Source organism: Pseudomonas sp. Irchel 3A18, assembly GCF_900187465.1.
Classification (GTDB): Bacteria; Pseudomonadota; Gammaproteobacteria; order Pseudomonadales; family Pseudomonadaceae; genus Aquipseudomonas; species Aquipseudomonas cichorii.
Genome location: NZ_FYDI01000013.1, coordinates 46,623 through 69,921, shown reverse-complemented (window position 1 = coordinate 69,921; position 23,299 = coordinate 46,623). Strand labels below are relative to the sequence as shown.

The 23,299-nt window shown below is 58.3% G+C and carries 23 protein-coding genes, 1 tRNA gene and 1 pseudogene; 14 read left to right on the top strand and 11 right to left on the bottom strand.

What is annotated here, in order from left to right:
• The first annotated feature begins 33 nt into the window (after positions 1-33).
• The 3 genes from CKW23_RS20890 (at position 34) to CKW23_RS20880 (ending at position 3,784) form a co-directional block, all read left to right on the top strand.
• Positions 34-1,362: a S41 family peptidase gene (locus tag CKW23_RS20890; RefSeq protein WP_025262434.1), complete on the top strand. Its 1,329-nt coding sequence runs from the start codon at positions 34-36 to the stop codon at positions 1,360-1,362.
• A 3-nt stretch (positions 1,363-1,365) separates the two neighbouring features.
• Positions 1,366-2,151, top strand: coding sequence for a divergent polysaccharide deacetylase family protein (locus tag CKW23_RS20885; RefSeq protein WP_095068271.1), 786 nt, complete (start codon positions 1,366-1,368; stop codon positions 2,149-2,151).
• A gap of 142 nt (positions 2,152-2,293) precedes the next feature.
• Positions 2,294-3,784, top strand: a complete 1,491-nt coding sequence (locus CKW23_RS20880) for a serine protease (protein WP_095068270.1) — start codon at positions 2,294-2,296, stop codon at positions 3,782-3,784.
• Positions 3,785-3,788: 4 nt separating this feature from the next.
• Here CKW23_RS20880 and CKW23_RS20875 read toward each other — a convergent pair whose 3' ends face one another.
• The 9 genes from CKW23_RS20875 to CKW23_RS20835 form a co-directional block, all read right to left on the bottom strand.
• Positions 3,789-4,544 carry an ABC transporter substrate-binding protein gene (locus CKW23_RS20875; RefSeq protein WP_095068269.1) on the bottom strand — a complete coding sequence of 252 codons (756 nt, stop codon included), beginning with the start codon at positions 4,542-4,544 and terminating at the stop codon, positions 3,789-3,791.
• A gap of 120 nt (positions 4,545-4,664) precedes the next feature.
• Positions 4,665-5,435, bottom strand: a complete 771-nt coding sequence (gene hisF / locus CKW23_RS20870) for an imidazole glycerol phosphate synthase subunit HisF (RefSeq protein ID WP_025262438.1) — start codon at positions 5,433-5,435, stop codon at positions 4,665-4,667.
• 123 nt (positions 5,436-5,558) lie between these two features.
• Complete coding sequence (gene hisA, locus CKW23_RS20865) at positions 5,559-6,296, bottom strand: 1-(5-phosphoribosyl)-5-[(5-phosphoribosylamino)methylideneamino]imidazole-4-carboxamide isomerase (protein WP_095068268.1); 738 nt, start codon at positions 6,294-6,296, stop codon at positions 5,559-5,561.
• Positions 6,297-6,379: 83 nt separating this feature from the next.
• Complete coding sequence (locus tag CKW23_RS20860; protein ID WP_095068267.1) at positions 6,380-6,643, bottom strand: DUF2164 domain-containing protein; 264 nt, start codon at positions 6,641-6,643, stop codon at positions 6,380-6,382.
• 5 nt (positions 6,644-6,648) lie between these two features.
• Positions 6,649-7,287: an imidazole glycerol phosphate synthase subunit HisH gene (gene hisH, locus CKW23_RS20855; RefSeq protein ID WP_095068266.1), complete on the bottom strand. Its 639-nt coding sequence runs from the start codon at positions 7,285-7,287 to the stop codon at positions 6,649-6,651.
• The gene (gene hisB / locus CKW23_RS20850; protein ID WP_025262442.1) at positions 7,287-7,880 is read right to left on the bottom strand and encodes an imidazoleglycerol-phosphate dehydratase HisB; all 594 of its coding nucleotides are present in this window, start codon (positions 7,878-7,880) and stop codon (positions 7,287-7,289) included. Before hisB ends, hisH begins: the two co-directional genes overlap by 1 nt.
• Before the next feature lie 175 nt (positions 7,881-8,055).
• Positions 8,056-9,267, bottom strand: coding sequence for an amino acid aminotransferase (locus tag CKW23_RS20845; protein ID WP_025262443.1), 1,212 nt, complete (start codon positions 9,265-9,267; stop codon positions 8,056-8,058).
• Between the two features lie 27 nt (positions 9,268-9,294).
• On the bottom strand, positions 9,295-9,918 hold the full coding sequence (locus CKW23_RS20840) for a YitT family protein (RefSeq protein WP_051427756.1): 624 nt from the start codon (positions 9,916-9,918) through the stop codon (positions 9,295-9,297).
• Positions 9,919-10,129: 211 nt separating this feature from the next.
• Positions 10,130-10,594 carry an Lrp/AsnC family transcriptional regulator gene (locus CKW23_RS20835; protein ID WP_232924609.1) on the bottom strand — a complete coding sequence of 155 codons (465 nt, stop codon included), beginning with the start codon at positions 10,592-10,594 and terminating at the stop codon, positions 10,130-10,132.
• A gap of 189 nt (positions 10,595-10,783) precedes the next feature.
• Between CKW23_RS20835 and CKW23_RS20830 the strand changes: the two genes are divergently transcribed.
• The gene (locus CKW23_RS20830) at positions 10,784-12,169 is read left to right on the top strand and encodes an amino acid permease (protein WP_025262446.1); all 1,386 of its coding nucleotides are present in this window, start codon (positions 10,784-10,786) and stop codon (positions 12,167-12,169) included.
• A 165-nt stretch (positions 12,170-12,334) separates the two neighbouring features.
• On the opposite strand, the gene CKW23_RS20825 is transcribed toward CKW23_RS20830, so the two are convergent.
• Positions 12,335-13,996, bottom strand: a complete 1,662-nt coding sequence (locus CKW23_RS20825; RefSeq protein ID WP_025262447.1) for an OFA family MFS transporter — start codon at positions 13,994-13,996, stop codon at positions 12,335-12,337.
• A 256-nt stretch (positions 13,997-14,252) separates the two neighbouring features.
• Between CKW23_RS20825 and CKW23_RS20820 the strand changes: the two genes are divergently transcribed.
• From CKW23_RS20820 to CKW23_RS27290, 10 genes and pseudogenes are all read left to right on the top strand, one after another.
• Complete coding sequence (locus CKW23_RS20820) at positions 14,253-14,657, top strand: acetyl-CoA sensor PanZ family protein (protein WP_095068265.1); 405 nt, start codon at positions 14,253-14,255, stop codon at positions 14,655-14,657.
• 98 nt (positions 14,658-14,755) lie between these two features.
• Complete coding sequence (locus CKW23_RS20815; RefSeq protein WP_095068264.1) at positions 14,756-16,975, top strand: AsmA family protein; 2,220 nt, start codon at positions 14,756-14,758, stop codon at positions 16,973-16,975.
• Between the two features lie 14 nt (positions 16,976-16,989).
• Positions 16,990-18,057 (top strand): A/G-specific adenine glycosylase, encoded by a 1,068-nt coding sequence (mutY, locus tag CKW23_RS20810; protein WP_095068263.1) that lies wholly within the window; start codon positions 16,990-16,992, stop codon positions 18,055-18,057.
• Complete coding sequence (locus CKW23_RS20805) at positions 18,054-18,326, top strand: oxidative damage protection protein (RefSeq protein ID WP_095068262.1); 273 nt, start codon at positions 18,054-18,056, stop codon at positions 18,324-18,326. The genes mutY and CKW23_RS20805 overlap by 4 nt, the downstream gene beginning before the upstream one ends.
• A gap of 102 nt (positions 18,327-18,428) precedes the next feature.
• Positions 18,429-18,504, top strand: a tRNA-Phe gene (locus CKW23_RS20800).
• A 257-nt stretch (positions 18,505-18,761) separates the two neighbouring features.
• Positions 18,762-18,893, top strand: a complete 132-nt coding sequence (locus CKW23_RS20795) for a YHYH domain-containing protein (RefSeq protein ID WP_095068261.1) — start codon at positions 18,762-18,764, stop codon at positions 18,891-18,893.
• Positions 18,894-18,922: 29 nt separating this feature from the next.
• The gene (locus CKW23_RS20790) at positions 18,923-19,159 is read left to right on the top strand and encodes a hypothetical protein (RefSeq protein ID WP_095068260.1); all 237 of its coding nucleotides are present in this window, start codon (positions 18,923-18,925) and stop codon (positions 19,157-19,159) included.
• A 277-nt stretch (positions 19,160-19,436) separates the two neighbouring features.
• Positions 19,437-19,922 (top strand): hypothetical protein, encoded by a 486-nt coding sequence (locus tag CKW23_RS20785; RefSeq protein ID WP_025262463.1) that lies wholly within the window; start codon positions 19,437-19,439, stop codon positions 19,920-19,922.
• A 166-nt stretch (positions 19,923-20,088) separates the two neighbouring features.
• Positions 20,089-20,859: pseudogene (locus CKW23_RS27295) on the top strand (MCP four helix bundle domain-containing protein); the annotation flags it as partial.
• On the top strand, positions 20,842-21,714 hold the full coding sequence (locus CKW23_RS27290) for a methyl-accepting chemotaxis protein (protein WP_371856586.1): 873 nt from the start codon (positions 20,842-20,844) through the stop codon (positions 21,712-21,714). The pseudogene CKW23_RS27295 and the gene CKW23_RS27290, both read left to right, overlap by 18 nt.
• A gap of 165 nt (positions 21,715-21,879) precedes the next feature.
• Here CKW23_RS27290 and gabP read toward each other — a convergent pair whose 3' ends face one another.
• Positions 21,880-23,271, bottom strand: a complete 1,392-nt coding sequence (gabP, locus tag CKW23_RS20775; RefSeq protein WP_095068258.1) for a GABA permease — start codon at positions 23,269-23,271, stop codon at positions 21,880-21,882.
• Between the last annotated feature and the right edge of the window lie 28 nt (positions 23,272-23,299).

The window sequence follows — 23,299 nt, the reverse complement described above, 5'->3', positions numbered from 1 at the left end:
GTCGGCCCCAATATCTGTAGGAGTTCGTTAGACATGCTGCATTTGTCCCGCCTCACCTCGCTGACCCTGGCTATTGCCATTGTGATTGGCTCGCCTCTGGCACTGGCTGCCGAAAAAGCCACGCCAGCACCAGCGCCAGCAGCTGTCGCGCCCGCCAACGCCAAGGCACCGCTGCCGCTCGATGAGCTGCGCACCTTTGCCGAAGTCATGGATCGGGTCAAGGCCGCTTATGTCGAGCCGGTGGACGACAAGACCCTGCTGGAAAACGCCATCAAGGGCATGCTCAGCAACCTTGATCCGCACTCGGCCTATCTGGGCCCGGAAGACTTCCAGGAGTTGCAGGAAAGCACCAGCGGCGAGTTTGGCGGCCTGGGCATCGAGGTCGGCATCGAAGACGGTTTCGTCAAGGTGGTTTCCCCGATCGACGACACCCCGGCGTCCAAGGCCGGCATCGAGGCTGGCGACCTGATCGTCAAGATCAACGGCGCACCGACTCAAGGTCAGACCATGCAGGAAGCGGTCGACAAGATGCGGGGCAAGATCGGTGAAAAGATCACCCTCACGCTGGTTCGCGATGGCGGCACGCCATTTGACGTGACGCTGGCTCGCGCCACCATTCAGGTCAAGAGCGTCAAGGCGCAGATGCTGGAGAACGGCTACGGCTATATCCGCATCACCCAGTTCCAGGTCAAGACAGGTGACGAAGTCGGCAAGGCACTGGCCAAGCTGCGCAAGGACAACGGCAAGAAAATGAGCGGTCTGATCCTGGACCTGCGCAACAACCCGGGCGGCGTGCTGCAATCAGCCGTAGCCGTGGCGGATCACTTCCTGACCAAGGGTTTGATCGTCTACACCAAGGGCCGTATCGCCAACTCCGAACTGCGCTTCTCCGCCGACCCGGCAGATGCCAGCGAAGGCGCGCCTCTGGTGGTATTGATCAACGGCGGCAGCGCCTCGGCCTCGGAAATCGTCGCCGGAGCCCTGCAAGACCAGAAGCGCGGCATCCTGATGGGCACGGACAGTTTTGGCAAAGGCTCGGTGCAAACCGTACTGCCGCTGAACAACGACCGCGCCCTGAAGATCACCACTGCGCTGTACTACACGCCTAACGGCCGCTCCATTCAGGCTCAGGGCATCAACCCGGACATCGTAGTGCGCCGCGCCAAGGTCACCAACGAAGCGGACGGCGAGAACTACAAGGAAGCCGACCTTTCCGGCCACCTGGGCAATGGTAACGGCGGTGCCGACAAGCCGACCGTCAAGGGCGGCGCAGCGGCCAAGGCGCGTCCGCAGGATGAAGACTACCAGCTCAATCAGGCGCTGAGCCTGCTCAAAGGCTTGAGTATCACCCGCGGCAACTAAGGCATGCGTTTTCTCTCATGCCTGTTGCTGGCCTTCTCGCTGACCGGTGCTGCCCATGCGGCACCCGACGGCGAGAAAGCTGATAAGCCGCCCGCCATCTATCTGAGCCTGATCATCGACGATCTGGGCCAGAACCCCGCTCGTGACAGCCGGACTCTCGCCCTCCCCGGCCCCGTGACGCTGGCGATCATGCCTGACACGCCTCATGCCACCGATTTCGCCCGACAAGCCCACGCTGCCGGCAAGACGGTCATGCTGCACATGCCGATGGACCCGGCGACCGGCCCGTATGCCTGGCATCCCGGCCTGCCCTTGCCCGAGCTTGAAAGCCGCCTGAGCGCCGCGCTGCTCAAGGTGCCTTATGCCGCAGGCATCAATAATCACATGGGCAGCCGCATGACCAGCGAGCCTGTGGCCATGGCCTGGCTCATGGAAGAATTGCAGCGTCGGCACATGTTCTTCGTCGACAGCCGCACCAGCGCCAAGACCGTGGCCGCCGCCGCAGCCCAGCGTATCGGGCTGGCAAGTGTATCTCGCGATGTGTTCCTGGACGACGAGCGCACAGCCGAGGCCATCACCCGACAATTGCAGATCGCAATCAAACTCGCCCATAAACAGGGATCGGTGGTCATCATCGGCCACCCTTACCCCGTGACCCTCGATGTGCTTGAGCGCGAGTTGCCCAAGCTCAAGGCACAGGGCGTCGAATGGATCGAGCTGCGTCACATGATCAGCGAGAGAGGCAACAAAGCCATGGCCGGGCACGGGAAGGAAGGCATCTACCGCTGATTACCGACCTGACCGGCTTGAATTTTCCACACGCGCTGTAAGCTCCGCCTGCTTTAAATGTCCCCGGCCATTACTGCCTTGATAACAGCATCAGCCCCCGCTTAAAGGGACTGATCGTCATAGCTGTTATCAAGGAAGAATCATGAATCTTCGCGTTTTTGCTGGCGCCTGCTGCATCGCCAGCCTTATGCAATTGCCCACCGCCATGGCCCAGGATCTGGGCGAAGGCCTGATTTCTCTTGCCCCGTCAAAAGTGCTGCTCGAAGCAGATGGCCAGAGCACTCACTGGAACGGAATCGGCCGCATAAAGAGCACAAAAGGCTCGCATTGCACCGCCACCCTGATCGATACACGCAGCCCCGGCAGCCCGGACGACGCGCCTGCCTACCTGCTTACCAATGGCCACTGCATCTCTCGACGAAACGGGACGATCATCACCGACAGTGAAATCGAGGGGACCGTCCAGTTCAACTTTTTCACTGACAGCCTCGCCTACAGCTATCCATTGAAACGCGTTAACTGGAGCAGCATGCAAGGTGTGGATCTGGCGATTGTCGAGTTGCAGCCGACGCTGGCATCACTGATCGCTGACGGCATCCAGCCACTTCGCCTTACCAACCAGATGCCGGAGGACGGTCGAGAAATCCTGTCCATTGGTGCCCCGCTCTATATCGGCACAGGGCACCTGCGCATGGCGGCCTGCGTTCATCAGTCTTCAGGAGAAATCCTGCAGCGACCCTGGGTCTGGCGTCACACGGTCAGTAACCAGTGCAAGGATATCGCTCAGGGCTCATCCGGCAGCCCATTGCTGACCCGTGATACCGGCGAGGTGTTCGCAGTCTTGAATTTCACCAACCAGCCATCACCCGAAAGCTCTGCGGTAAAGGGTGAAGTGACGTTACCACCCGGTTTCCCGCCCCAGGCTGCCAACAGCAACTTTGGCAGCCCGGTCACCAGCCTGAACGAATGCTTCATTGATGGCGTGCTCACTACCGATCCCCAGCAGTGCAGGCTCTTTCCTGTGCATTCGATCCTGTTTGAGAAACCACCCAGACAATTTGCCAAGGTCAGGCTGGATGCTCTGGGCAATGAGGTTTATCCCTCGTGGGATCTGCAGTTCAGGGTGGATAAACCTTTCTATCGCTACAAGAAGGTCGGCTCGCCCCTGGAATGTGAGAATCCAGTGGGTTACAGCGCCACAATAACGTCCCGTGATGCCCGTATCGATGACCCGATAGACGCACGGGTCGGCATCAACTGGCTATGTATCATCGGCGTCTCGTCAGCCGATGACCGGCCCAGCCACGGGATGATGCGCAACGCCCTGACACTGGCTGTGGAGTTGCAGGCAGCAGGCCCCACAAGCGACCCGCAAATGCATATTGAAAAGAATCGCTTCGGTACTTATGAGGTCAACTGGTTAAGTGACCCCGGACGCATCGATTACTACACCGCGAAGATCGGCCCGCCCGCAATAACGGATTGCACAGAGCCGCAAGGCTTCAAAAGACGCCTGGGCAGCAATCTGGTACTACGTACCAAGTCACTGCCCGTGAAAATCTGTACTTACGCCCACGATATCAACGGCCAGCGCTCCAGTGTGCGCGAGGACATTGTGTCCGTGACCCGATGAAGTGTTATTGATAACGCGCCTGAACCTTGTCCACCCAGCCTTCGGCGCGCATGTCATCCAGTTGCTTTTGCAGACGGCTGACAACGTCGTCGGGTGTTTCCTTGTTCAGTGCCAGAAACAGCTCGGCCGTATGGAAGCGCAAGACCGTTTTCAAACCCGTGATGCCTTCCTGCCTGGCCAGATAACGACCAACAGGATCGGCAGTGGCCCACAGGTCGATCTGGCCCGTGGCGAGTTTTCTGGCGTTGTCCTGATCCCGCAGCATCAGCACCGGGGTGAAGCTCTTGAGAATCAGGCTCTGGGCAACCGCATCACCTTTATAGGCGCCGACCTGGTACGCCTTGGCCTGCTCCAGATCTGTCAGGGTGATGGTGCTGTCCTCACGGGCCAGCATGACCCAGTCAACCGGGCCGATGGGGCCGACCCATTTGAAGAGTTTTTCCCGCTCGGGCGTACGCACGGTGGAGAACACACCATAGCCGCGCTTTTCCAGCGCCAGCTTGTAGATGCGCTCCCACGGAAAACGCAGGGTCAGGTTGTAGCTGATACCGGCCCGCTTGAACATCTCGCGCACGATCTCGACAGCGATGCCATCGAGGTTGTTTTCCTGAGCGAAGTTCTTGCCGTCCACCGCCATGTTGTAGGGCGGATAGTTTTCGGTCAGCAACACGATCGAAGGCGTCGGCGCATCACTGCCCCGAGCACTCAAACTCACAAGAGCGCTGGCGCCCAGTAGTGCAAGAAAAAGACGTTTGAACATATTTCGGCACTCGAGCATGACGACCTCGTGCAGAGTGCCGCTATACCATGACAGTGTCTAGCAGTGTCGCTGCAACCGGAAAACTCATGACAGGGCGAGCAAGAGCTGCCCGCCTGCCAATCAACGAACGACGATACCGCGCTGAGCCATGTAGGCCTTGGCTTCGGGCACGGTGTATTCGCCAAAGTGAAAGATGCTTGCCGCCAGAACAGCGCTCGCATGCCCCTCGATGACGCCCGCCGCCAGATGCTCCAGGTTGCCGACGCCACCGGAGGCAATCACCGGAATGCCCAGTGCATCGCTGATGGCCCGGGTGACGCCCAGGTCGAAGCCGTTCTTCATGCCGTCCTGGTCCATGCTGGTCAGCAGGATTTCACCGGCACCCAGGTCTTCCATCTTTTTCGCCCACTGCACGGCGTCCAGACCGGTCGGCTTGCGACCGCCATGGGTGAAGATTTCCCAGCGCGGGGTTTCGCCGGGCAGGGAAACCTTCTTGGCATCGATAGCGACCACGATGCACTGCGAGCCGAAACGGGAAGCCGCTTCGCCAACGAATTCCGGGTTGAACACCGCCGCCGTGTTGATCGATACCTTGTCGGCACCGGCGTTCAGCAGGTTGCGGATGTCCTGGACGGTACGCACACCGCCACCAACGGTCAGCGGAATGAATACCTGACTGGCCATGCGCTCGACGGTATGGAGCGTGGTATCACGGCCATCAACGCTGGCGGTGATGTCCAGAAAGGTGATTTCGTCCGCGCCCTGCTCGTTGTAACGACGAGCAATTTCCACCGGATCGCCCGCATCGCGGATGTTCTCGAACTTGACGCCCTTGACCACTCGACCGTTGTCGACGTCCAGGCAAGGGATGATGCGTTTGGCCAGGGCCATGGGGTCAGTCTCCAAAACAGATCAGACCCGTAGGAGCGAATTCATTCGCGAAATCAGCGTGTCAGACAATGAAGATGTCGACGCTGAAACCGCTTCGCGAATGAATTCGCTCCTACGGTTGGATTAGCGTTGTTCCAGATCGCACAGCGCCTGCGCCTCAGCCACATCCAGCGTGCCTTCGTAGATCGCGCGGCCGGTGATTGCGCCGATGATGCCAGGTGCCTTGGCGTCCAGCAGGGCCTTGATGTCGCCCAGGTTGTGGATACCACCGGAAGCGATGACCGGAATGCGGGTCGCAGCAGCCAGCGCGGCGGTGAACGGGATGTTGCAGCCCTGCATCATGCCGTCTTTGGCGATGTCGGTATAAACGATGGCCGAAACACCATCAGCCTCGAAACGCTTGGCCAGGTCGATGACCTGCACGGTGCTGACTTCAGCCCAGCCGTCGGTGGCGACGAAACCATCCTTGGCGTCCAGGCCGACGATCACTTTGCCAGGGAATGCGCGGCAGGCTTCAGCCACGAACTCTGGCTCCTTGACGGCCTTGGTGCCGATGATGACGTAGCTCACGCCCGCCTTGACGTAGTGCTCGATGGTTTCCAGCGAGCGAATACCGCCGCCGATCTGGATCGGCAGTTGTGGATAACGCTTGGCAATGGCCGTAACGACGTCGCCATTGACCGGCTGACCTTCGAACGCACCGTTCAGGTCGACCAGATGCAGGCGACGGCAGCCACCGTCGACCCATTTGGCAGCCATGCTCACCGGATCATCGGAAAACACCGTGGAATCTTCCATGCGGCCCTGGCGCAGGCGTACACAGGCGCCGTCTTTAAGGTCGATCGCGGGAATAATCAGCATACTTTTTCCTTCGTCAAAGAGCGGCAAGCGTCAAGCGTGCGTGTCTGTCTAATTCAATTCTTGCAGCCCGAAGCCAGAGGCGTTCAGCTGCTCTTTTCGAGCGACCACAGATCGCTTTCGATGCTCTCGAAGCGCTCCTTGAGGAGCTGCTGAGCATCGAAAACCGCTCGGTTGTAATAGTGCGGGGCAATCTCGCTGGTAAAGAACTCCAGCACCTCGGCCACTTCAAACGACCCCAGGTCCATTTCAAAGCGCTGGGCGAACAACCGCTTGAGCTTGTCGATGGCCTGCTGCTCCTGTTCAGGAGTGAGGGTGAGAATCGGGGCCTTGGCTCTGGCTTTACTCATGGCGATTACCAGCGACCGTCCCAGGCCACGAAGTTCTGCAGCAATTGCAGGCCATGGGTATGGCTCTTCTCGGGGTGGAACTGCACGGCAAAGCGCGAGCCGTCCGCCAGGGCTGCGGCGAAACCGACGCCGTAATGCCCGCTGCCCACCACCTGACGCTGGTTGGCTGCCTGGATATAGAAGCTGTGGACAAAGTAGAAGCGCGCCCGGTCCGGAATGTCGTGCCACAGCGGGTGATCCACCGACTGGGTCACTTCGTTCCAGCCCATGTGCGGCACTTTCAAGTGCTCGCCCTGCTCTTGCAGGTCCTTGCCGAAGAACTTCACCTGGCCGGGGAACAGGCCGATGCAGTCCACGCCGCCGTTTTCTTCGCTGCGATCGAGCAAAGCCTGCATGCCGACGCAGATCCCCAGGAAAGGACGATCCTTGCTCACTTCACGCACCAGTGCATCGAACTCCAGGCGGCGAATTTCAGCCATGCAGTCGCGAATCGCGCCCACCCCCGGAAACACGATGCGGTCGGCTTCGCGAATCACTTTGGCATCGCTGGTGATCAGCACACGGCCGGCGCCCACATGCTCGAGCGCCTTGGCGACCGAGTGCAGGTTGCCCATGCCGTAATCGATGACAGCAACCGTCTGCATCAGAGCACACCCTTGGTCGAAGGCATTTGCCCGGCCATGCGCTCATCCAGCTCGACCGCCATGCGCAGGGCGCGACCGAATGCCTTGAAGACGGTTTCGATCTGGTGGTGAGTGTTGGTGCCGCGCAGGTTGTCGATGTGCAGGGTCACGTTGGCGTGGTTGACGAAGCCCTGGAAGAATTCCTGGAACAGGTCCACGTCGAAGCCACCGACCACGGCACGGGTGTAAGGCACATGCATCTGCAGGCCCGGACGACCGGAGAAGTCGATGACCACGCGGGACAGGGCTTCATCGAGCGGCACATAGGAATGGCCATAACGACGGATGCCTTTTTTGTCCCCGATAGCCTGGCTGAATGCCTGGCCCAGGGTGATACCGACGTCTTCCACAGTATGGTGGTCGTCGATTTCCAGGTCGCCTTTGCACTCGATATCAAGGTCGATCAACCCGTGCCGGGCGATCTGGTCGAGCATGTGCTCAAGGAAAGGGACTCCGATATCGAATCGGGCCTTTCCGGTGCCATCCAGGTTGATCGAGGCTTTGATCTGGGTTTCCAGGGTATTGCGCTCGACGGATGCCTTACGTTCGGCCATCACCAGCTCCGCAAAATCATTGGGCGAAAAAGATGATCATTATAGGCCCAGATGCGGTCGGCATGAAGTAAACAGACGAGGGGAAGGCAAGATGATGGCGGTTTGTCGGAGTTGAGGGGGCAAAATCGACGATTTCACGCCCCTCAAGCCTGCCGACACACGCTTGCGGAAGGTTTTACGCAGGTTTTCCGGCAAACAGGCTGCCCAGCGCATCGCAGAATTTGCCGATATTGGCCTCGTTCAGCCCGGCCATGCACACCCGGCCACTGCGAATCAGGTACACACCATATTTTTCACGCAGCTCATCGACCTGCTCAGGGCTCAGGCCGGTGTAACTGAACATGCCGCTCTGGCGAAGGATGAAGCTGAAATCACGACTCGGGACTTTCTGCTCCAGTGCGGTCACCAGCTTCTGACGCATGTCGATGATGCGCAGGCGCATGTCTTCGACTTCACTCAGCCACTCGTCGCGCAGTTGCGGGGTGTTGAGCACACGAGCAACCACCTGCGCGCCATGGGCAGGCGGGCTGGAGTAGTTGCGACGCACAGTAGCCTTGAGTTGCCCCAGCACGTTGGTGGCTGAAGCCACGTCATCGCAGACGATGGACAGGCCGCCGACCCGCTCGCCATACAGCGAGAAGATTTTCGAGAACGAGTTGCTGATTACTGTGGTGATGCCAGCGCTGGCCATCGCCCTGATCGCATAGGCATCTTCATTCATGCCCTTGCCGAAACCCTGATAGGCGGTATCGAGGAACGGAATGAGCTGACAGCTCTTGATAAGCTCGATCAGACGGTCCCACTGCTCCACCGACAGATCGGCGCCTGTGGGGTTATGGCAGCAAGGGTGCAGCAACACGATGCTGCGCGCCGGCAAGGTCTGCAGCTTGTCCAGCATGGCTTCAAAATCAACGCCACCGGTGCTCGAATCGAAGTACGGGTACGTGTGGACCTTGAAACCCGCACCGCCGAACAGCGCGTGGTGGTTTTCCCACGTCGGGTCGCTGACCCAGACCTGAGACTCGGGGAACGCATATTTCAGGAAGTCCGCACCGACTTTCAACGCCCCGGAGCCGCCGACGGTCTGGATGGTCGCCACACGGCCTTCAAGCAACGCAGGATGATCGGCACCGAACAGCAGATTCTGCACAGCCTCGCGATAAGGAGCCAGGCCTTCCATCGGCAGGTAGAGAGAAGCGGCCTGCTGCTCGCTTTCGGCCACTTGCTGCAGAGCACGGACTGCCGCAGCCAGAGGCGGGATGCGCCCTTCGGCGTCATAGTACAGACCGATACTGAGGTTGACCTTGTCCGCACGCGGGTCCTTCTGGAAGGTTTCCATCAGCGACAGGATCGGATCTCCGGCGTAGGACTCTACGTGGGCTAGCATGCGCAACAACTCCTCTTGTTTAGTGAATCAGGCCGAATAGCGATCGGATCGGTGGTTTTGCGCAATGATGAAATTCAGCAGCACGGCACCGACTATGGAAGCTACCAGAGTCGGCAGGCTGATGAACGTCAGGGAAGCGACAAGCACGCAAATATCCACACCCATCTGCAGCCAGCCTGCCTTGAAACCATATTTATCCTGAAGATACAGCGCAAGAATATTCACGCCACCCAGGCTGGCCCGGTGCCTGAACAGGATCAGAAAACCCACCCCCAGAATCAGGTTACCCAGCACCGAGGCATAAAAGGGCTGCAACTGATCGATATGGATGAACAGGGCATGCTGATCGGAAAAGAAGGATACCAGCCCCACGGCACAAAAGGTCTTGAGCGTGAACAGCCAGCCCATCCGGCGAAAGGACAGGTAATAGAACGGCAGGTTGAGGGTGAAGAACGCAACGCCGAAAGGCACGGCAAAGGTGTAGTGGAAAAACAGGGCAATACCCGCCGTACCGCCCGTCATGACGCCCGCCTGGCGCAGCATCAGCACGCTGAAGGAAATCAGGACAGTGGCGATGACCAGGGCAAATACGTCTTCCTGGGCCGAGTGGCGGGTATCAAGACTGTTGGGCACGGCGGTATGGGTTGTCATCAGGGCGCTCAGGCAGGATCGATGCAGGTGAATGACAGCGCCCTTGACCCAGCAACGCTATTGCAGCTCACGATATGAGCACAAATCCTACACAATACGACCGATGTTAGCCAACAAATACAACTTTGCGCACACTAACGACTATAAAAACAACATACATGCATCATTTACGCACACCAATAACACTTGTGTGCCATAACAGTGCAGCGTTTTATACTGTCACCACACTGTTTTCCTTCAGGCGCTCCAGAACAACTGCCGTCTTTATATGCGCAACGCTGTCGCTTGCAGTAATACACTCCATCAACTTGTTGAGACTATCGAGGTCGGCAACAGCAACCTTGAGCGTATAATCCGCGTCCCCTGTCGTCTTGTAAGCGTCGATGATCGAACTGAGGTCGGCAACCAGTGCCTGGAATATCTCCCGATATTGCGTGTTGTGACTGACCAGACGGACTTCGATCATTGCCAGAACCTCGCGGCTCAGGGCTTGCGGAGCGATGCGGGCGTGGTAGCCCAGGATCAGATGGTCCTGCTCCAGACTGATTCTGCGACGCGAGCATTGCGATGCCGAAAGCCCGACCAGATCGCTCAGCTCCTGATTGGTCAGGCGGCCATTGGCCTGAAGCAGGGTCAGGATCTTCAAGTCGAAGTCGTCGATTTCATTCATTTTCATTGAGGGCAATCGCTCGTACCAGAGAGTTCAGGCCGGGAAGCCTATCAGTTTCAAAGCATCAACAGCGACCGCCCGAAGTGCATCACCGGACCACAAGAGAGATGGCACCTGTCTTGCAATCGAGGCCAATAGTAAAGCCAATGATGGCCATACCAGCCGATCCGTTATTAATACTTGCAGGGATTTTCAATGACCCAATCAACGCCGCCCGATCAACTGCATCGGGGTTTGAAGAATCGGCATATCCAACTGATCGCGCTGGGTGGCGCCATCGGTACGGGGTTGTTTCTAGGAATTGCCCACACCGTCAGCATGGCTGGCCCTTCGGTGATTCTGGGTTATGCGATTGCAGGCCTGATCGCGTTTTTCATCATGCGCCAGTTGGGCGAGATGGTGGTCGAGGAGCCGGTGGCCGGAACCTTCAGCCACTTCGCCAATAAATACTGGGGCAACTTTGCAGGCTTCATGTCCGGCTGGAACTACTGGGTCCTGTATGTGCTGGTAGGCATGGCCGAGCTCACGGCGGTCGGGTTGTACGTTCAATACTGGTGGCCGGACGTCCCTACCTGGGTTTCGGCAGCCGCGTTCTTCGTGATCATCAACCTGATCAACCTCAGCAGCGTAAAGCTCTACGGTGAAATGGAGTTCTGGTTCTCCATCATCAAAGTGCTGGCCATCGTCGGCATGATTGTTTTCGGCGCCTATCTGCTGGCCAGCGGCAATGGCGGCCCGGACGCTGCCGTAGCCAACCTGTGGCAATACGGCGGCTTCTTCCCCAACGGCGTCAGCGGGCTGGTAATGGCCATGGCCTTCATCATGTTCTCGTTCGGCGGTCTGGAGCTGATCGGCATCACCGCAGCCGAAGCACAGGACCCTCAGCGCAGTATCCCGCGCGCGACCAATCAGGTGATCTACCGCATCCTGCTGTTCTACGTGGGCGCACTGGTGGTTCTGCTGTGTCTGTATCCCTGGCAGAAAGTGGTGACCGGCGGCAGTCCTTTCGTGATGATCTTCCATGAGATGGACAGCGATGTGGTCGCGACCGTGCTGAACGTCGTGGTCCTGACAGCTGCGCTGTCGGTCTATAACAGTTGCGTCTACAGCAACAGCCGGATGATGTTCGGCCTGGCCAAACAGGGTAATGCACCCAAGGCAATGCTCAAGATCAACGCCCGTGGCGTACCGGTCAATGCCCTGGCGATTTCGGCGCTGTCCACAGGCACCTGCGTACTGATCAACTACCTGATACCGGAGCAGGCCTTCAAATTGCTGATGGCACTGGTGGTGGCAGCTCTGGTACTCAACTGGGTCATCATTACCATTACCCACCTGAAATTCCGCAACGCCAAACGCCAGGCCAACGAAACAACGCTGTTCAAGAGCTGGGGCTATCCGGCCACCAACTACATCTGCCTGGCTTTCCTGTTCGGTATTCTGGCAATCATGCTGTTCACACCGGGTATCAGTATCTCGGTGTACATGCTGCCAATCTGGCTGATCGCACTGGGCGCGGCCTACGCCATCAAGACCCGCAGTAAACCTGTCGCCTTCACGAATAAATCGACCACCCCATGACATGAGGTAGAAGCGAATTAATTCGCGAGAAGCCAGCACATCCAACACAGATAAGTCGTTTGAAATGCCGCCTCGCGAATGAATTCGCTCCTGCCGCAGGGGCAACGGGCCATAAAAAAAGCGCTTGCACGTCCTGTGCAAGCGCTTTCTTTTTACCCGACTGTTTTAGTTGAACAGTACGGCCGTCTTTTGCAGGGTGACCCACACGCCCCACGCCAGAGGAACACCAACAGCCAGCCAGGCCAGAACAACCAGCGGCTTGCTGCCTTCAGACGCTTTCCACTCCAGAGAAGTGGTGGCAACAGCGTTCTTGTCGAGGCCGATGGCTTGTTCAGCAGCCAGTTCGGCGTCAGTCATGAAGTACTTGTCGGCAACCGGACGAATCAGCAGGTTGCAGATGAAACCCAGTACCAGCATGCCGGCCAGGATGTACAACGTGATGTCGTAGGCTGCAGCACGAGCAACGCCGTGGCTGAGCTGATATTCACGCAGGTAGTTGACCAGAACCGGACCCAGTACACCGGCAGCAGCCCAGGCGGTCAGCAGACGACCGTGGATTGCACCGACCATTTGCGTACCGAACAGGTCAGCAAGATAGGCAGGAACGGTCGCGAAACCACCGCCGTACATCGACAGCACGATACAGAAGGCACCCACGAACAGCGCGATGCTGCCCAGATGGCTCAGGGTCGGAACCGATGCATACAGCACGAAGCCCAGGGCAAAGAACACGAAGTAGGTTGCCTTGCGGCCGATGTAGTCGGAGCACGAAGCCCAGAAGAAACGACCACCGATGTTGAACAGGCTCAACAGACCGGTGAAGCCTGCCGCGATGGCAGCGATGGCTTTCAACTGATCGGCATTCAACTGGCTGAAGGTCAGGTCATTGCCCAGCAGTTTACCGGCGAACACTTCCTGCAGCAGTGGCGAGGCCATGCCCAGGATACCGATACCGGCCGAAACGTTCAGACACAGCACCAGCCATACCAGGCGGAATTGCGGCGTTTTCCAGGCCACGCTCACGTGTACGTGACGACTGGTGATCATCGCGTTGCTGGCCTTCTTGGCAGGAGCAGTCCAGCCTTCAGGTTTCCAGCCGGTCGGTGGAACGCGGTAGCCCAGGGCACCGCCGATCATGAAGACGAAGTAAATCACCGCCATCACCGCGAAGCTCTGCCATACGCCAACGCTTTCAGCAGAAGCGAAGTAGCCCATCAGCGCAGTGGCCAGAGGAGCACCTACCATCGCACCGCCGCCGAAACCCATGATCGCCATGCCGGTCGCCATGCCGCGCTTGTCCGGGAACCACTTGATCAGGGTTGAAACGGGGGAAATATAACCCAGACCCAGACCGATACCACCGATCACACCGGAACCGAGCCACATCAGCCAGATCTGGTGAGTGTAGATGCCGAGTGCGGAAATCAGCAGACCGCCACACCAGCACAGAGCCGAAACCACACCGGCCTTGCGTGGGCCTGCGTGTTCGAGCCAGCCACCCCAGATGGCAGCCGAGCAGCCCAGGAAGATGAAGAACAGTGTGTAGATCCAGCCCAACATGGAGATCTGCCAGTCACAGGTCGACGAGAAGATCTGTGCAATGAAGCCCATGTCAGGTGTGCAGGCAACAGGTGTCGAAATACCGATAGCCTTGGAAAGCGGCAACCAGAATACCGAGAAGCCGTAAGCCATACCGATACAAAGGTGAATTGCCAAAGCAGCGGGCGGAACCAGCCAACGGTTGAAACCGGGCTTGGCGATGATGCGTTCCTTGGACAAGAACGCAGGTTGAGCGGTGGCGCCGCCCAAAGCTGTGCTTGTGCTCATTGTGATTACCCCCAGATGTGTAATGCTCGCAGGATTAATGCGCTGGTCCGCTCACAGTCTCCATGCCTGACGGCCATGACTGTTTTTTATCGGGCGGTATCCAGAGGCGTGGCAAAAGGCCGCACCTTACCAGCGATGGCGAGAGACTAACACTTACCAAGGGCCGTAAGTATCTTGTTACATCAATTAATTACTTACCCAATCCACGCCATCTATGAAGTAATAGATACAATCAATTGCGGACAGAGGAAATACAATGCCGGTCTTAGTTGGGATTATTAATTCCCCCACTTATCAGGATCAGGAAGATCTGCAAAAGATATATCGCGACGCACCGCAATGGCTGTTTGCCCCCTTCACCGATGCGGCGCAATTGATTGAAACAAGCCTGAATGACGGAACACTTCTGGCGGGACGCTTCAATGACCGGCTGCTGGGCGCTGCCCGCCTGGAACAGACCGGCGATATCTGGCGGCTGTCGCATCTTTGCGTACGCACTCTCACCCGTCGACGCGGTGTTGCCGAGCGGCTGGTGACCCAGGCACAGAAATCGGCCCGCGATGCAGGTTGCGAACTACGCTTGCAGACAACCGCCGAGCTTCCTGAAGTCCTGGCCCTTGCGGCCAAGCTTGACGTGCCGCTGGAAATCGCAAGCATTTGACCCCGCGCAGCAGCCCAAGGCATCCAAAGCCCCCGACACTCGTTAGAGCGGTATACTCGTGGGCTATTTTTTGAACGATCGATAACAAGGACTCGCCCATGAAAGCGTTCGGCAAAATCCTGGGACTGTTTATTCTCGGGTTGTTGCTGATCATCGTGGCTCTCGGCTTCGCCTTGACCCATCTGTTTGATCCCAACGACTACAAAGACGAGATTCGCCAACTGGCACGCGAAAAGGCAAACGTCGAGCTTACGCTCAACGGCGACATCGGCTGGAGCCTGTTTCCCTGGCTGGGCCTTGAGTTGCATGACGCCAGCGTCGCCAACCTGAGCGCGCCCACGGCGCCATTTGCCGACCTGCAGATGCTCGGGTTATCGGTTCGTGTACTGCCGCTGTTGCGTCGTGAAGTCCAGATGAGCGATGTGCGGGTAGAAGGCCTGAACCTGCGCCTCAACCGCGATGAAAACGGCCATGGCAACTGGGAAGACATCGGCAAGCCCGCCACCGCTGCCGCGCCGACACCCGAGCAGCCTTCGGGCACAACGCCTGTACCGCCTGCGGACAAACCCTCGCGCCCCGTCAAGCTGGATATCGACAGCCTGACGGTCAATAACGCCCGGGTCGAATACAGCGATGCCCGCAAAGGCCGGACCCTCACTGCCGAAAGCATTCAATTGAGCACCGGCGCCATCCGGGAAGCCTCGGACATCCCGGTCAAACTTACTGCGTTCCTCAGCACCAACCAGCCGGTTGTGCGCATCAGGACCGAACTGGTAGGCGACGTGCGTCTGGATCGCGCCCTCAAACGCTATCAATTTGAAGATATGCGCCTGTCGGGCGAAGCGGCTGGCGAACCCTTGCAGGGCAAGACCGTGACCTTCGCCGCTCAGGGCCAGTTGCTGGTCGACCTCGCCGCCAACATCGCGGAATGGAACAGCCTCAAGATTTCCGCCAACCAGTTGCGCGCCCTTGGCGAGCTGCGTGCCCGCGACCTGGACAAGACTCCGCAGATCAGCGGCGGCCTTTCCATCGCCCAGCTCGATGTGCGCACTTTCTTCGACAATATCGGCCACCCGCTGCCAGCCATGGCCGACGGCGCGCTGAGCAAAGTCGAAATGGTCACCCGCCTGAACGGCACGCCGAACAGCCTGGCGCTCGAAGAACTGAACCTCAAGGTTGATGAAAGCACTTTCACGGGCCGCGTCGCCATTGACGACTTCGCCAAGCAGGCACTGCGTCTGCAACTCAAGGCCGACACCTTCAATGCCGATCGCTATCTCCCGGCAGAGAACGAAGAAAGCAAAGGCGCCAAGGCGGCGCGTCAGTCAGAAGTACAAAGCGGTGAAGCCGCTGCACTCGCGGGCAACACGCCGCTGCCGGACCAGCCTACCAAGGCGGCCTGGAGCACAGCCAAGCTGCTGCCTCTCGAGCGGCTGCGCACCCTCGACGTCCAGGCCGACCTGAACTTCGGCAAACTGACCCTCGACAAACTACCCATCGACAATGCCGTGCTCACCACCCAGGCACAGAACGGCGTCATCAGCGTCGAAAGCCTGCGCGGCGACCTCTACAACGGCAACTTCGACATCAAGGGCAACCTTGACGCCCGCCAGGACATTCCTCTGGCCAGCGTGCAGGCCAAGGTCAATCGGGTTCCGGTCGAGCGCCTCCTGCAAAGCCAGGGGCAGACACCACCGGTCAAAGGCCTGCTGAACCTCAACAGCGACCTGACCGCCAAGGGCAACAGCGAAAAAACCCTCGTCGACAGCCTCAACGGCACGGCCAGTTTTGTGCTCAACAATGGCGTGCTGGTCAACGCCAACCTTGAACAGCAACTGTGCCAGGGCATCTCGACCCTCAACCGCAAGACGCTCAGTGGCGAACCTCGTGGCAAGGACACGCCCTTCCAGCAGCTCAATGGCAACCTGACCATCCGCAATGGTGTGGCCAGCAACCCTGACCTCAAGGCTCGCATCCCAGGTCTGACCGTCAACGGTAACGGCGATGTCGACCTGCGCGTGCTGGGCATGAACTATCGCCTGGGCATCATCATCGAAGGCGACAAGAGCGACATGCCGGACCCGGCCTGCGAGGTCAACCCGCGTTATGTGGGTATCGAGTGGCCGGTCCAGTGCCGAGGCCCGCTGGAACTGGGCGCCAAGGCGTGCCGTATGGACAAGGAAGGCATCGGCCAGATCGCGGCGAAGCTCGCTGGCGACCGGATCAGCGAAAAGCTCGAAGAAAAGCTGGATGAGAAGCTCGGCGACAAGGTCAATCCGGAACTCAAGGACGCCCTCAAGAACCTGTTCAAACGATGAGAGCCGATTCTGCAATGCAACCCGAGCAATTCTCCCAGGCAGTGCTGAACTGGTACGACCACCATGGCAGACACGATCTGCCATGGCAGCAAGGCATTACCCCGTACCGGGTGTGGGTGTCGGAAATCATGCTGCAACAGACCCAGGTCAGCACGGTGCTGAACTACTTCGACCGCTTCATGGAGGCTCTGCCCACCGTGCAGGCCCTGGCCGAAGCACCGGAAGACGAAGTGCTGCACCTGTGGACCGGGCTGGGTTACTACACCCGCGCCCGCAACCTGCAGAAAACCGCAAAGATAGTCGTTGCTGATCATGGCGGTGAGTTTCCTCGTGACGTGGAACAACTCACCCTGCTGCCCGGTATCGGCCTGTCGACTGCGGGCGCCATTGCCAGTCTGAGCATGGGCATTCGTGCGCCAATCCTCGACGGCAACGTCAAGCGCGTCCTCGCCCGCTACACCGCACAGGAAGGTTACCCAGGCGAGCCCAAGGTCGCCAAACAGCTATGGGCCACTGCCGAGCGCTTTACACCCCATAGCCGCGTGAACAACTACACCCAGGCGATGATGGACCTGGGCGCCACACTCTGCACCCGCAGCAAACCCAGTTGCCTGCTCTGCCCGCTGGAGCGTGGCTGCGAAGCGCACCTGCTGGGCCTGGAAACCCGCTACCCGATTCCCAAGCCACGCAAGACCGTCCCGCAGAAACGCACCCTGATGCCAATGCTCGCCAACCGCGACGGCGCGATTCTGCTTTATCGCCGCCCTTCCAGCGGTCTTTGGGGCGGCCTGTGGAGCCTGCCGGAGCTGGATGACTTCAATGACCTCAAAGACCTGGCGCTGCAGCACTCCCTGGAGCTGGGCCAGCATCACGAACTGCCGGGACTGGTCCACACCTTCAGCCATTTCCAGTTGAGCATCGAACCCTGGCTGGTACAGGTCCAGGAGTCCGCCCATCACGTGGCCGAAGCCGACTGGCTCTGGTATAACCTCGCCACCCCGCCGCGCCTGGGCCTTGCCGCCCCGGTGAAAAAGCTGCTCAAACGCGCGGCCGACGTATTGAATGCAGGAGAGTCGTCATGACCCGCACCGTAATGTGCCGCAAATACAAAGAAGAACTGCCCGGCCTGGAGCGCGCTCCGTATCCGGGTACCAAGGGTGAGGACATTTTCAACAACGTCTCGCAGAAAGCCTGGGCCGACTGGCAGAAACACCAGACCCTGCTCATCAACGAGCGTCGCCTGAACATGATGAACGCCGAAGACCGGAAATTCCTCCAGACCGAGATGGACAAGTTCCTTTCCGGCGAGGAATACGCCAAGGCCGAAGGCTACGTTCCCCCCGAGAAATAAAGCGTTTCCAGCAATGAAGGTCGTAAGCGTCGGTAATAATTCAAATTTTTTTCAACATGACGCTTGACGACCTCCTGAAAAACACGTCTAATGCGCCCCGTTGCCCAGATAGCTCAGTCGGTAGAGCAGGGGATTGAAAATCCCCGTGTCGGCGGTTCGATTCCGTCTCTGGGCACCACTTATTAGATTCAGGTGGTGTCAGCACCATCTGAAAAACAGAAACCCGCCTAGTTCGGGTTTTTTGTTGTCTGCGGTTTAGCCTCCCGTTGCAAACAGAGCTGCGACACATATCCGAGCCTTTTCACCCCACCACCAACAGATCCCCCTCAATAATTTCCTGCCCACCACGAATAAGCCTTTGCTATATTCGAGCAGCATCAAAGATGCCAGCTCAGGTGATGCGAACTCAGGGATTTATCAGCAGAAGGATCTGTCATGAAGTTCACCACCCTCCTCCTCGCGGCACTTCTCGCTGCAACCTCTCTTTCGGCAGTCGCACACGGCGGCCGGACCGACAAGCAAGGCTGTCATAACGACAAGAAAGCCGGCACCCGGCATTGTCATTGACTGCGGGCCCAACCCTGACGGAGACATGTATGCCTTTGAACAAACCCAACCAGGACCTGCGTCGCGACCTGCAAGGCATCGCCTCCGATCTGAAATGGTCGGCGGTTGAACTGATGCGCATTGCGGAGCGGCTGAGCACTTCAGGCAATGAGCCGGATGCCCAGGCAGTGCTGCGCATATGCAGCGTAATGCAGGCCGGGGAAGAGAAGCTGCAAGGCGTGACAAATGAGGTGTCGCTGGGCAGGCTGGTACAGGCTCGCTCTTGAATACACAGAGCTGAAGGCCGTCACCGGAAATTAATTTTCCATGGCGATGGAACCGAATTCACTCACTTGCCACTCACCTGTAACCCTTGCCGTTTTCAGGGCTGACAATCGCCATAGCCCGCCCCTCCAACATACCGCTTCATGCCGCATGCCAGCCTTCCAAAGCCTTCAAGGCAACCCGGCAGACCGCATAAGACACGTCCACGCCCTTGGTTATTCAGGCCGTCTGGGTTTCAATGATCGCCATTGCCCTTATCGCCTGCCAAAGGACCCGTTCATGGCTTCGCCAGACAAACAGCAAAAACGTGCCAAGCGCGCGAAGATCAAAGCCAAGCAGAACCGCTCGGGCAAGCCAGCACAAAATGTCGTTCACCCTGTATTCGCTTCCGCTCTTGTGAATCAACCGTTCGATGATGTGCAGCTCGACCTGAGCACCTTTGATTTCCAGGACATCGTCGAAAACGGTTTCGATCCGGCCGATTACGAAGACCTGTTTGAAGCCATGAAGGCCGCCGAAGCCATCAGCCAGCTGGCGCTGTGCGTGGTCTTCCTGCAATACCCGGTTCTGGCATTGGTCATCAGCGAAGAAGACGAAGAGCAAGCCACCGACTTCATGATGGGACTGCTCATCACCTACCGCGCCCTGTTCCACGATGAAGACGAAGACACTGCTGTCGAATGGATCGGTAGCCCGGCATTCCAGGCCGATTACAACAAGGCATCCGAGTTGCTGGTCAAGCGGGATTCAAAAGGACAGCGTTGACGTACACAAAAACGTCATGTCCACCTCAATAACGACAAGAGTGCTCTAAACCGCAGGTTTCATCTAAAGCAGACTTCAGCTTCTACCCGAAAATCCGATATAGCTGCGTACGCGCCTGCTCAAGGCGCCCCCTCAGCACAGCACATCGGATGAACTCGGAGCGGGTATGTATTTGAGAAACATGAAGATAGCCAAACGCACCCTGACCTGCTTCACGTTCATGGTTGCCATGGTGATAGGGCTCGGCATTTTCAACATCCAGCAAATGGGCAATATTCGCTCGGAAGGCCTGGAAATCGAAAATGACTCAATGCCTGGCATTGCATTGGGCGATGACATCACCCTCGCATTCGCCAACACCCGCATCGCCATCCTCAGAATGATCTCAAGAAGCCCTGCCGAGATAGAACAGGCGTATACCGAGTTGCTGAAGGAAGAGGAGAAGTTCTACAACGCGGTCAAAGCCTACAAACCGCTGATCAACACGGATACCGAGCAAACGCTGATCACCAGTATCGAGACCACCTACAAGGCCTATGCCGATGGTGCAGAGCGGGCGTACAAACTGATCAGGGACAACCAGCAAGATGCGGCTCGTCAGGTCATCAGGGTGGAAATGCCAAAAAGTGCAGAAGGCATGGCTGCTGCGCTCTCCAGGCTGGAAAAAGTAAACGACGAAGCCGAAGCCGAATCCAGCGCAAGTGCGACAGCGGCGTACGAAAAAGCCAAGACCATTTCTGTTGCAGTCATGGTGCTGGCAGTACTGGCAACACTCGCTCTGGCATGGCGCCTGACTCAAAGCCTTGCCAACCCCATCAATCAGGCCCTCAAAGCCTCGGAAGTTTTTGCGTCGGGAGATCTGCGTCCGCTCGATGTGGACAGTCGCGGCGTAGACGAAGTCGCCTTGCTGCTGCAATCAATGGAGCGCATGCGCAAAAACCTGCAAGCCACCCTGAATCAGGTCGACGATGCAGCACAGCAGCTATCGTCCGCCACCAGCCAGATGAACAGTCTGATGGCCAGCAGCAACGCCGATCTGGTCACCCAGAACAGTGAAATCGAAATGGCAGCCACTGCCGTGACCGAAATGAGTCAGGCGGTTGACGAGGTTGCGCGCAGCGCAGTGTCGACATCGGAAGAATCGAAGTCATCGTCACGCTCGGCACTGCAAGGACAGGAAGAGCTCAAGCAGACCGTCAACTCCATCACTGAACTGACCCGCAATGTCAGCAGCGCATCGGAACAGGCGCAGCAACTGGCAAGTCGCACACTGGAAATCAGCAAGGTTCTGGAAGTGATTCGCTCGGTATCCGAACAGACCAACCTGCTGGCCCTCAACGCCGCAATCGAAGCCGCACGCGCAGGCGATGCAGGCCGAGGCTTCGCCGTGGTCGCCGACGAGGTTCGGGCGCTGGCACACAGGACCAATGAGTCGACTCAGGAAATCGAATCCATGATCGGCCATATCCAGCAAGGCACCAAAAATACGGTGTCGGCGCTGGAAATCAGTACCGAGCAGGCCCAACGCACCAAAGGCCAGGCTGAATCCGCCAACGCGGCACTGGCGATCATTGCCAGCTCGGTCATGGTGATCGACGACCGCAACACCGTGATCGCCAGCGCATCCGAAGAACAGGCACAGGTCGCCCGCGAAGTGGACCGCAATCTGGTGCGTATCCGCGACCTTTCAGCACAGTCAGCCGTAAGGGCGGATCAGACCAGCAGCGCAAGCCACGCCCTCGCGACACTGGCTACAGAGCTGAATACGACTCTGCGCCAGTTCAGGTTGTAATCTCTCGTGAATGAATTCGCTCACGGTCGCGTGGTGCGAATTCATGGGCTCTGCCTGGCTTAAGTGTTGTGGTGCCTCTTTACAGGTCCAGTCGCCAGCAAGCTGCCTACCACGGCACACTGACTGACTTGCAACACTTGGCACAGACAGAACGCGCTCAACGACTCAGCTCAACGCCGCAGCCCCAACCCGTGAAGCCTTGCGGCGGCGAGAAACCAGCAGGCCTGCGGCGATCACGCTCAGGCTGAGCACGCCGGTAGCGATGATTTCTACACGATGGTCTTCCTGGAACAGCATCACCATCAGTACGGCAACGATGAAGAAAATCGCAGCCCAGGTCAGCCAGGGAAACAGCCACATTTTGAAGTCGATGGTTTCACCCTTGGCGATACGCTTCTGACGCATGCGCAACTGGGAAATGGCGATCACCAGATACACCAGCAAAGCGATTGCACCCGAACTGGCGAGCAGGAATTCAAACACGGCAGCCGGAGCAACATAGTTGGCGAACACGGTCAGGAAGGCAGCGGCAGTCGAAAGTATCACCGCCCAGTGAGGCGTGCCGCTCTTGCTGATGCGTGTGGAGACTGCAGGTGCATCGCCACGCTTGCCCAGGGAAAAGAGCATGCGCGAAGCGGTGTAGAGCGCGGAATTCAGGCAACTGGTCACTGCAACCAATACCACCAGGTCCACGATCAGCTTGGCGTTGGGAATCCCCATCACATCCAGGACTGTCTGATAGGAACCGACTTCAGCCAGACGGCTGTCGTTCCAGGGCACCAGCGACACAACGATAAAGATCGAGACCAGATAGAACAGGAAGATCCGCCAGATCACCGAGTTGGTGGCCTTGGTGATCTGCTTGCCCGGGTTCTTCGATTCGGCAGCCGCGATGGTCACGATCTCGGTCCCCATGAAGGAGAACATGGTGGTCAACATTGCCGCCAGGACCGCGCCCAGACCGTTAGGCATGAAACCCTGGGTATCGAACAAGTGGCTGACGCCGCTGACATTGCTGGTCGGCAGCAACCCGAAGATCGCCACGACACCCAGCACCACGAACGCAATGATCGCAACGACCTTGATCAGCGCGAACCAGAATTCGAACTCGCCGTAGTTCTTGACGCTGAACAGGTTGGTGGCCGTCAGCAGCAGCGTAATCACCAGCGTGAACACCCAGATGGCCACGTCGGGAAACCAGGCATGCAGAATGGTCGCAGCGGCGTTGGCTTCCAGCGGGATCACCAGCACCCAGAACCACCAGTACAACCAGCCGATGGTGAAACCGGCCCAGTGCCCGATGGCTCGGTCGGCATATGTGGAAAACGAACCGGTATCAGGCGAGGCCACAGCCATTTCGGCCAGCATGCGCATCACCAGTACAACCAGCGTACCGGCTGCGGCATACGAAAGCAGCACGGCTGGGCCGGCTGCCGCAATCGCATGACCTGAACCTACGAACAAGCCTGCACCGATCACACCGGCAATCGACAGCATCGTGATGTGCCGAGGTTTCAGCCCCTGTTCAAGCTCGGAAGAGTTAGCGGTACTGCTCATGAAAACCACCTTTTGCAAGACGAGCGAT

What these genes read in the sequence shown, in the direction of transcription:
- hisF (WP_025262438.1), bottom strand. Translation starts at nt 5,435, where the DNA reads ATGGCCCTGGCCAAACGCATCATCCCTTGCCTGGACGTCGACAACGGT.
- mutY (WP_095068263.1), top strand. Translation starts at nt 16,990, where the DNA reads ATGCAACCCGAGCAATTCTCCCAGGCAGTGCTGAACTGGTACGACCAC.
- CKW23_RS20820 (WP_095068265.1), top strand. Translation starts at nt 14,253, where the DNA reads ATGCCGGTCTTAGTTGGGATTATTAATTCCCCCACTTATCAGGATCAG.
- hisA (WP_095068268.1), bottom strand. Translation starts at nt 6,296, where the DNA reads ATGCTGATTATTCCCGCGATCGACCTTAAAGACGGCGCCTGTGTACGC.
- CKW23_RS27290 (WP_371856586.1), top strand. Translation starts at nt 20,842, where the DNA reads ATGGAGCGCATGCGCAAAAACCTGCAAGCCACCCTGAATCAGGTCGAC.
- CKW23_RS20845 (WP_025262443.1), bottom strand. Translation starts at nt 9,267, where the DNA reads ATGCTAGCCCACGTAGAGTCCTACGCCGGAGATCCGATCCTGTCGCTG.
- hisH (WP_095068266.1), bottom strand. Translation starts at nt 7,287, where the DNA reads ATGCAGACGGTTGCTGTCATCGATTACGGCATGGGCAACCTGCACTCG.
- CKW23_RS20885 (WP_095068271.1), top strand. Translation starts at nt 1,366, where the DNA reads ATGCGTTTTCTCTCATGCCTGTTGCTGGCCTTCTCGCTGACCGGTGCT.
- CKW23_RS20890 (WP_025262434.1), top strand. Translation starts at nt 34, where the DNA reads ATGCTGCATTTGTCCCGCCTCACCTCGCTGACCCTGGCTATTGCCATT.
- CKW23_RS20795 (WP_095068261.1), top strand. Translation starts at nt 18,762, where the DNA reads ATGAAGTTCACCACCCTCCTCCTCGCGGCACTTCTCGCTGCAACCTCT.
- hisB (WP_025262442.1), bottom strand. Translation starts at nt 7,880, where the DNA reads ATGGCCGAACGTAAGGCATCCGTCGAGCGCAATACCCTGGAAACCCAG.
- CKW23_RS20880 (WP_095068270.1), top strand. Translation starts at nt 2,294, where the DNA reads ATGAATCTTCGCGTTTTTGCTGGCGCCTGCTGCATCGCCAGCCTTATG.
- CKW23_RS20840 (WP_051427756.1), bottom strand. Translation starts at nt 9,918, where the DNA reads ATGACAACCCATACCGCCGTGCCCAACAGTCTTGATACCCGCCACTCG.
- gabP (WP_095068258.1), bottom strand. Translation starts at nt 23,271, where the DNA reads ATGAGCAGTACCGCTAACTCTTCCGAGCTTGAACAGGGGCTGAAACCT.
- CKW23_RS20785 (WP_025262463.1), top strand. Translation starts at nt 19,437, where the DNA reads ATGGCTTCGCCAGACAAACAGCAAAAACGTGCCAAGCGCGCGAAGATC.
- CKW23_RS20830 (WP_025262446.1), top strand. Translation starts at nt 10,784, where the DNA reads ATGACCCAATCAACGCCGCCCGATCAACTGCATCGGGGTTTGAAGAAT.
- CKW23_RS20825 (WP_025262447.1), bottom strand. Translation starts at nt 13,996, where the DNA reads ATGAGCACAAGCACAGCTTTGGGCGGCGCCACCGCTCAACCTGCGTTC.
- CKW23_RS20860 (WP_095068267.1), bottom strand. Translation starts at nt 6,643, where the DNA reads ATGAGTAAAGCCAGAGCCAAGGCCCCGATTCTCACCCTCACTCCTGAA.
- CKW23_RS20835 (WP_232924609.1), bottom strand. Translation starts at nt 10,594, where the DNA reads ATGAAAATGAATGAAATCGACGACTTCGACTTGAAGATCCTGACCCTG.
- CKW23_RS20815 (WP_095068264.1), top strand. Translation starts at nt 14,756, where the DNA reads ATGAAAGCGTTCGGCAAAATCCTGGGACTGTTTATTCTCGGGTTGTTG.
- CKW23_RS20805 (WP_095068262.1), top strand. Translation starts at nt 18,054, where the DNA reads ATGACCCGCACCGTAATGTGCCGCAAATACAAAGAAGAACTGCCCGGC.
- CKW23_RS20790 (WP_095068260.1), top strand. Translation starts at nt 18,923, where the DNA reads ATGCCTTTGAACAAACCCAACCAGGACCTGCGTCGCGACCTGCAAGGC.
- CKW23_RS20875 (WP_095068269.1), bottom strand. Translation starts at nt 4,544, where the DNA reads ATGTTCAAACGTCTTTTTCTTGCACTACTGGGCGCCAGCGCTCTTGTG.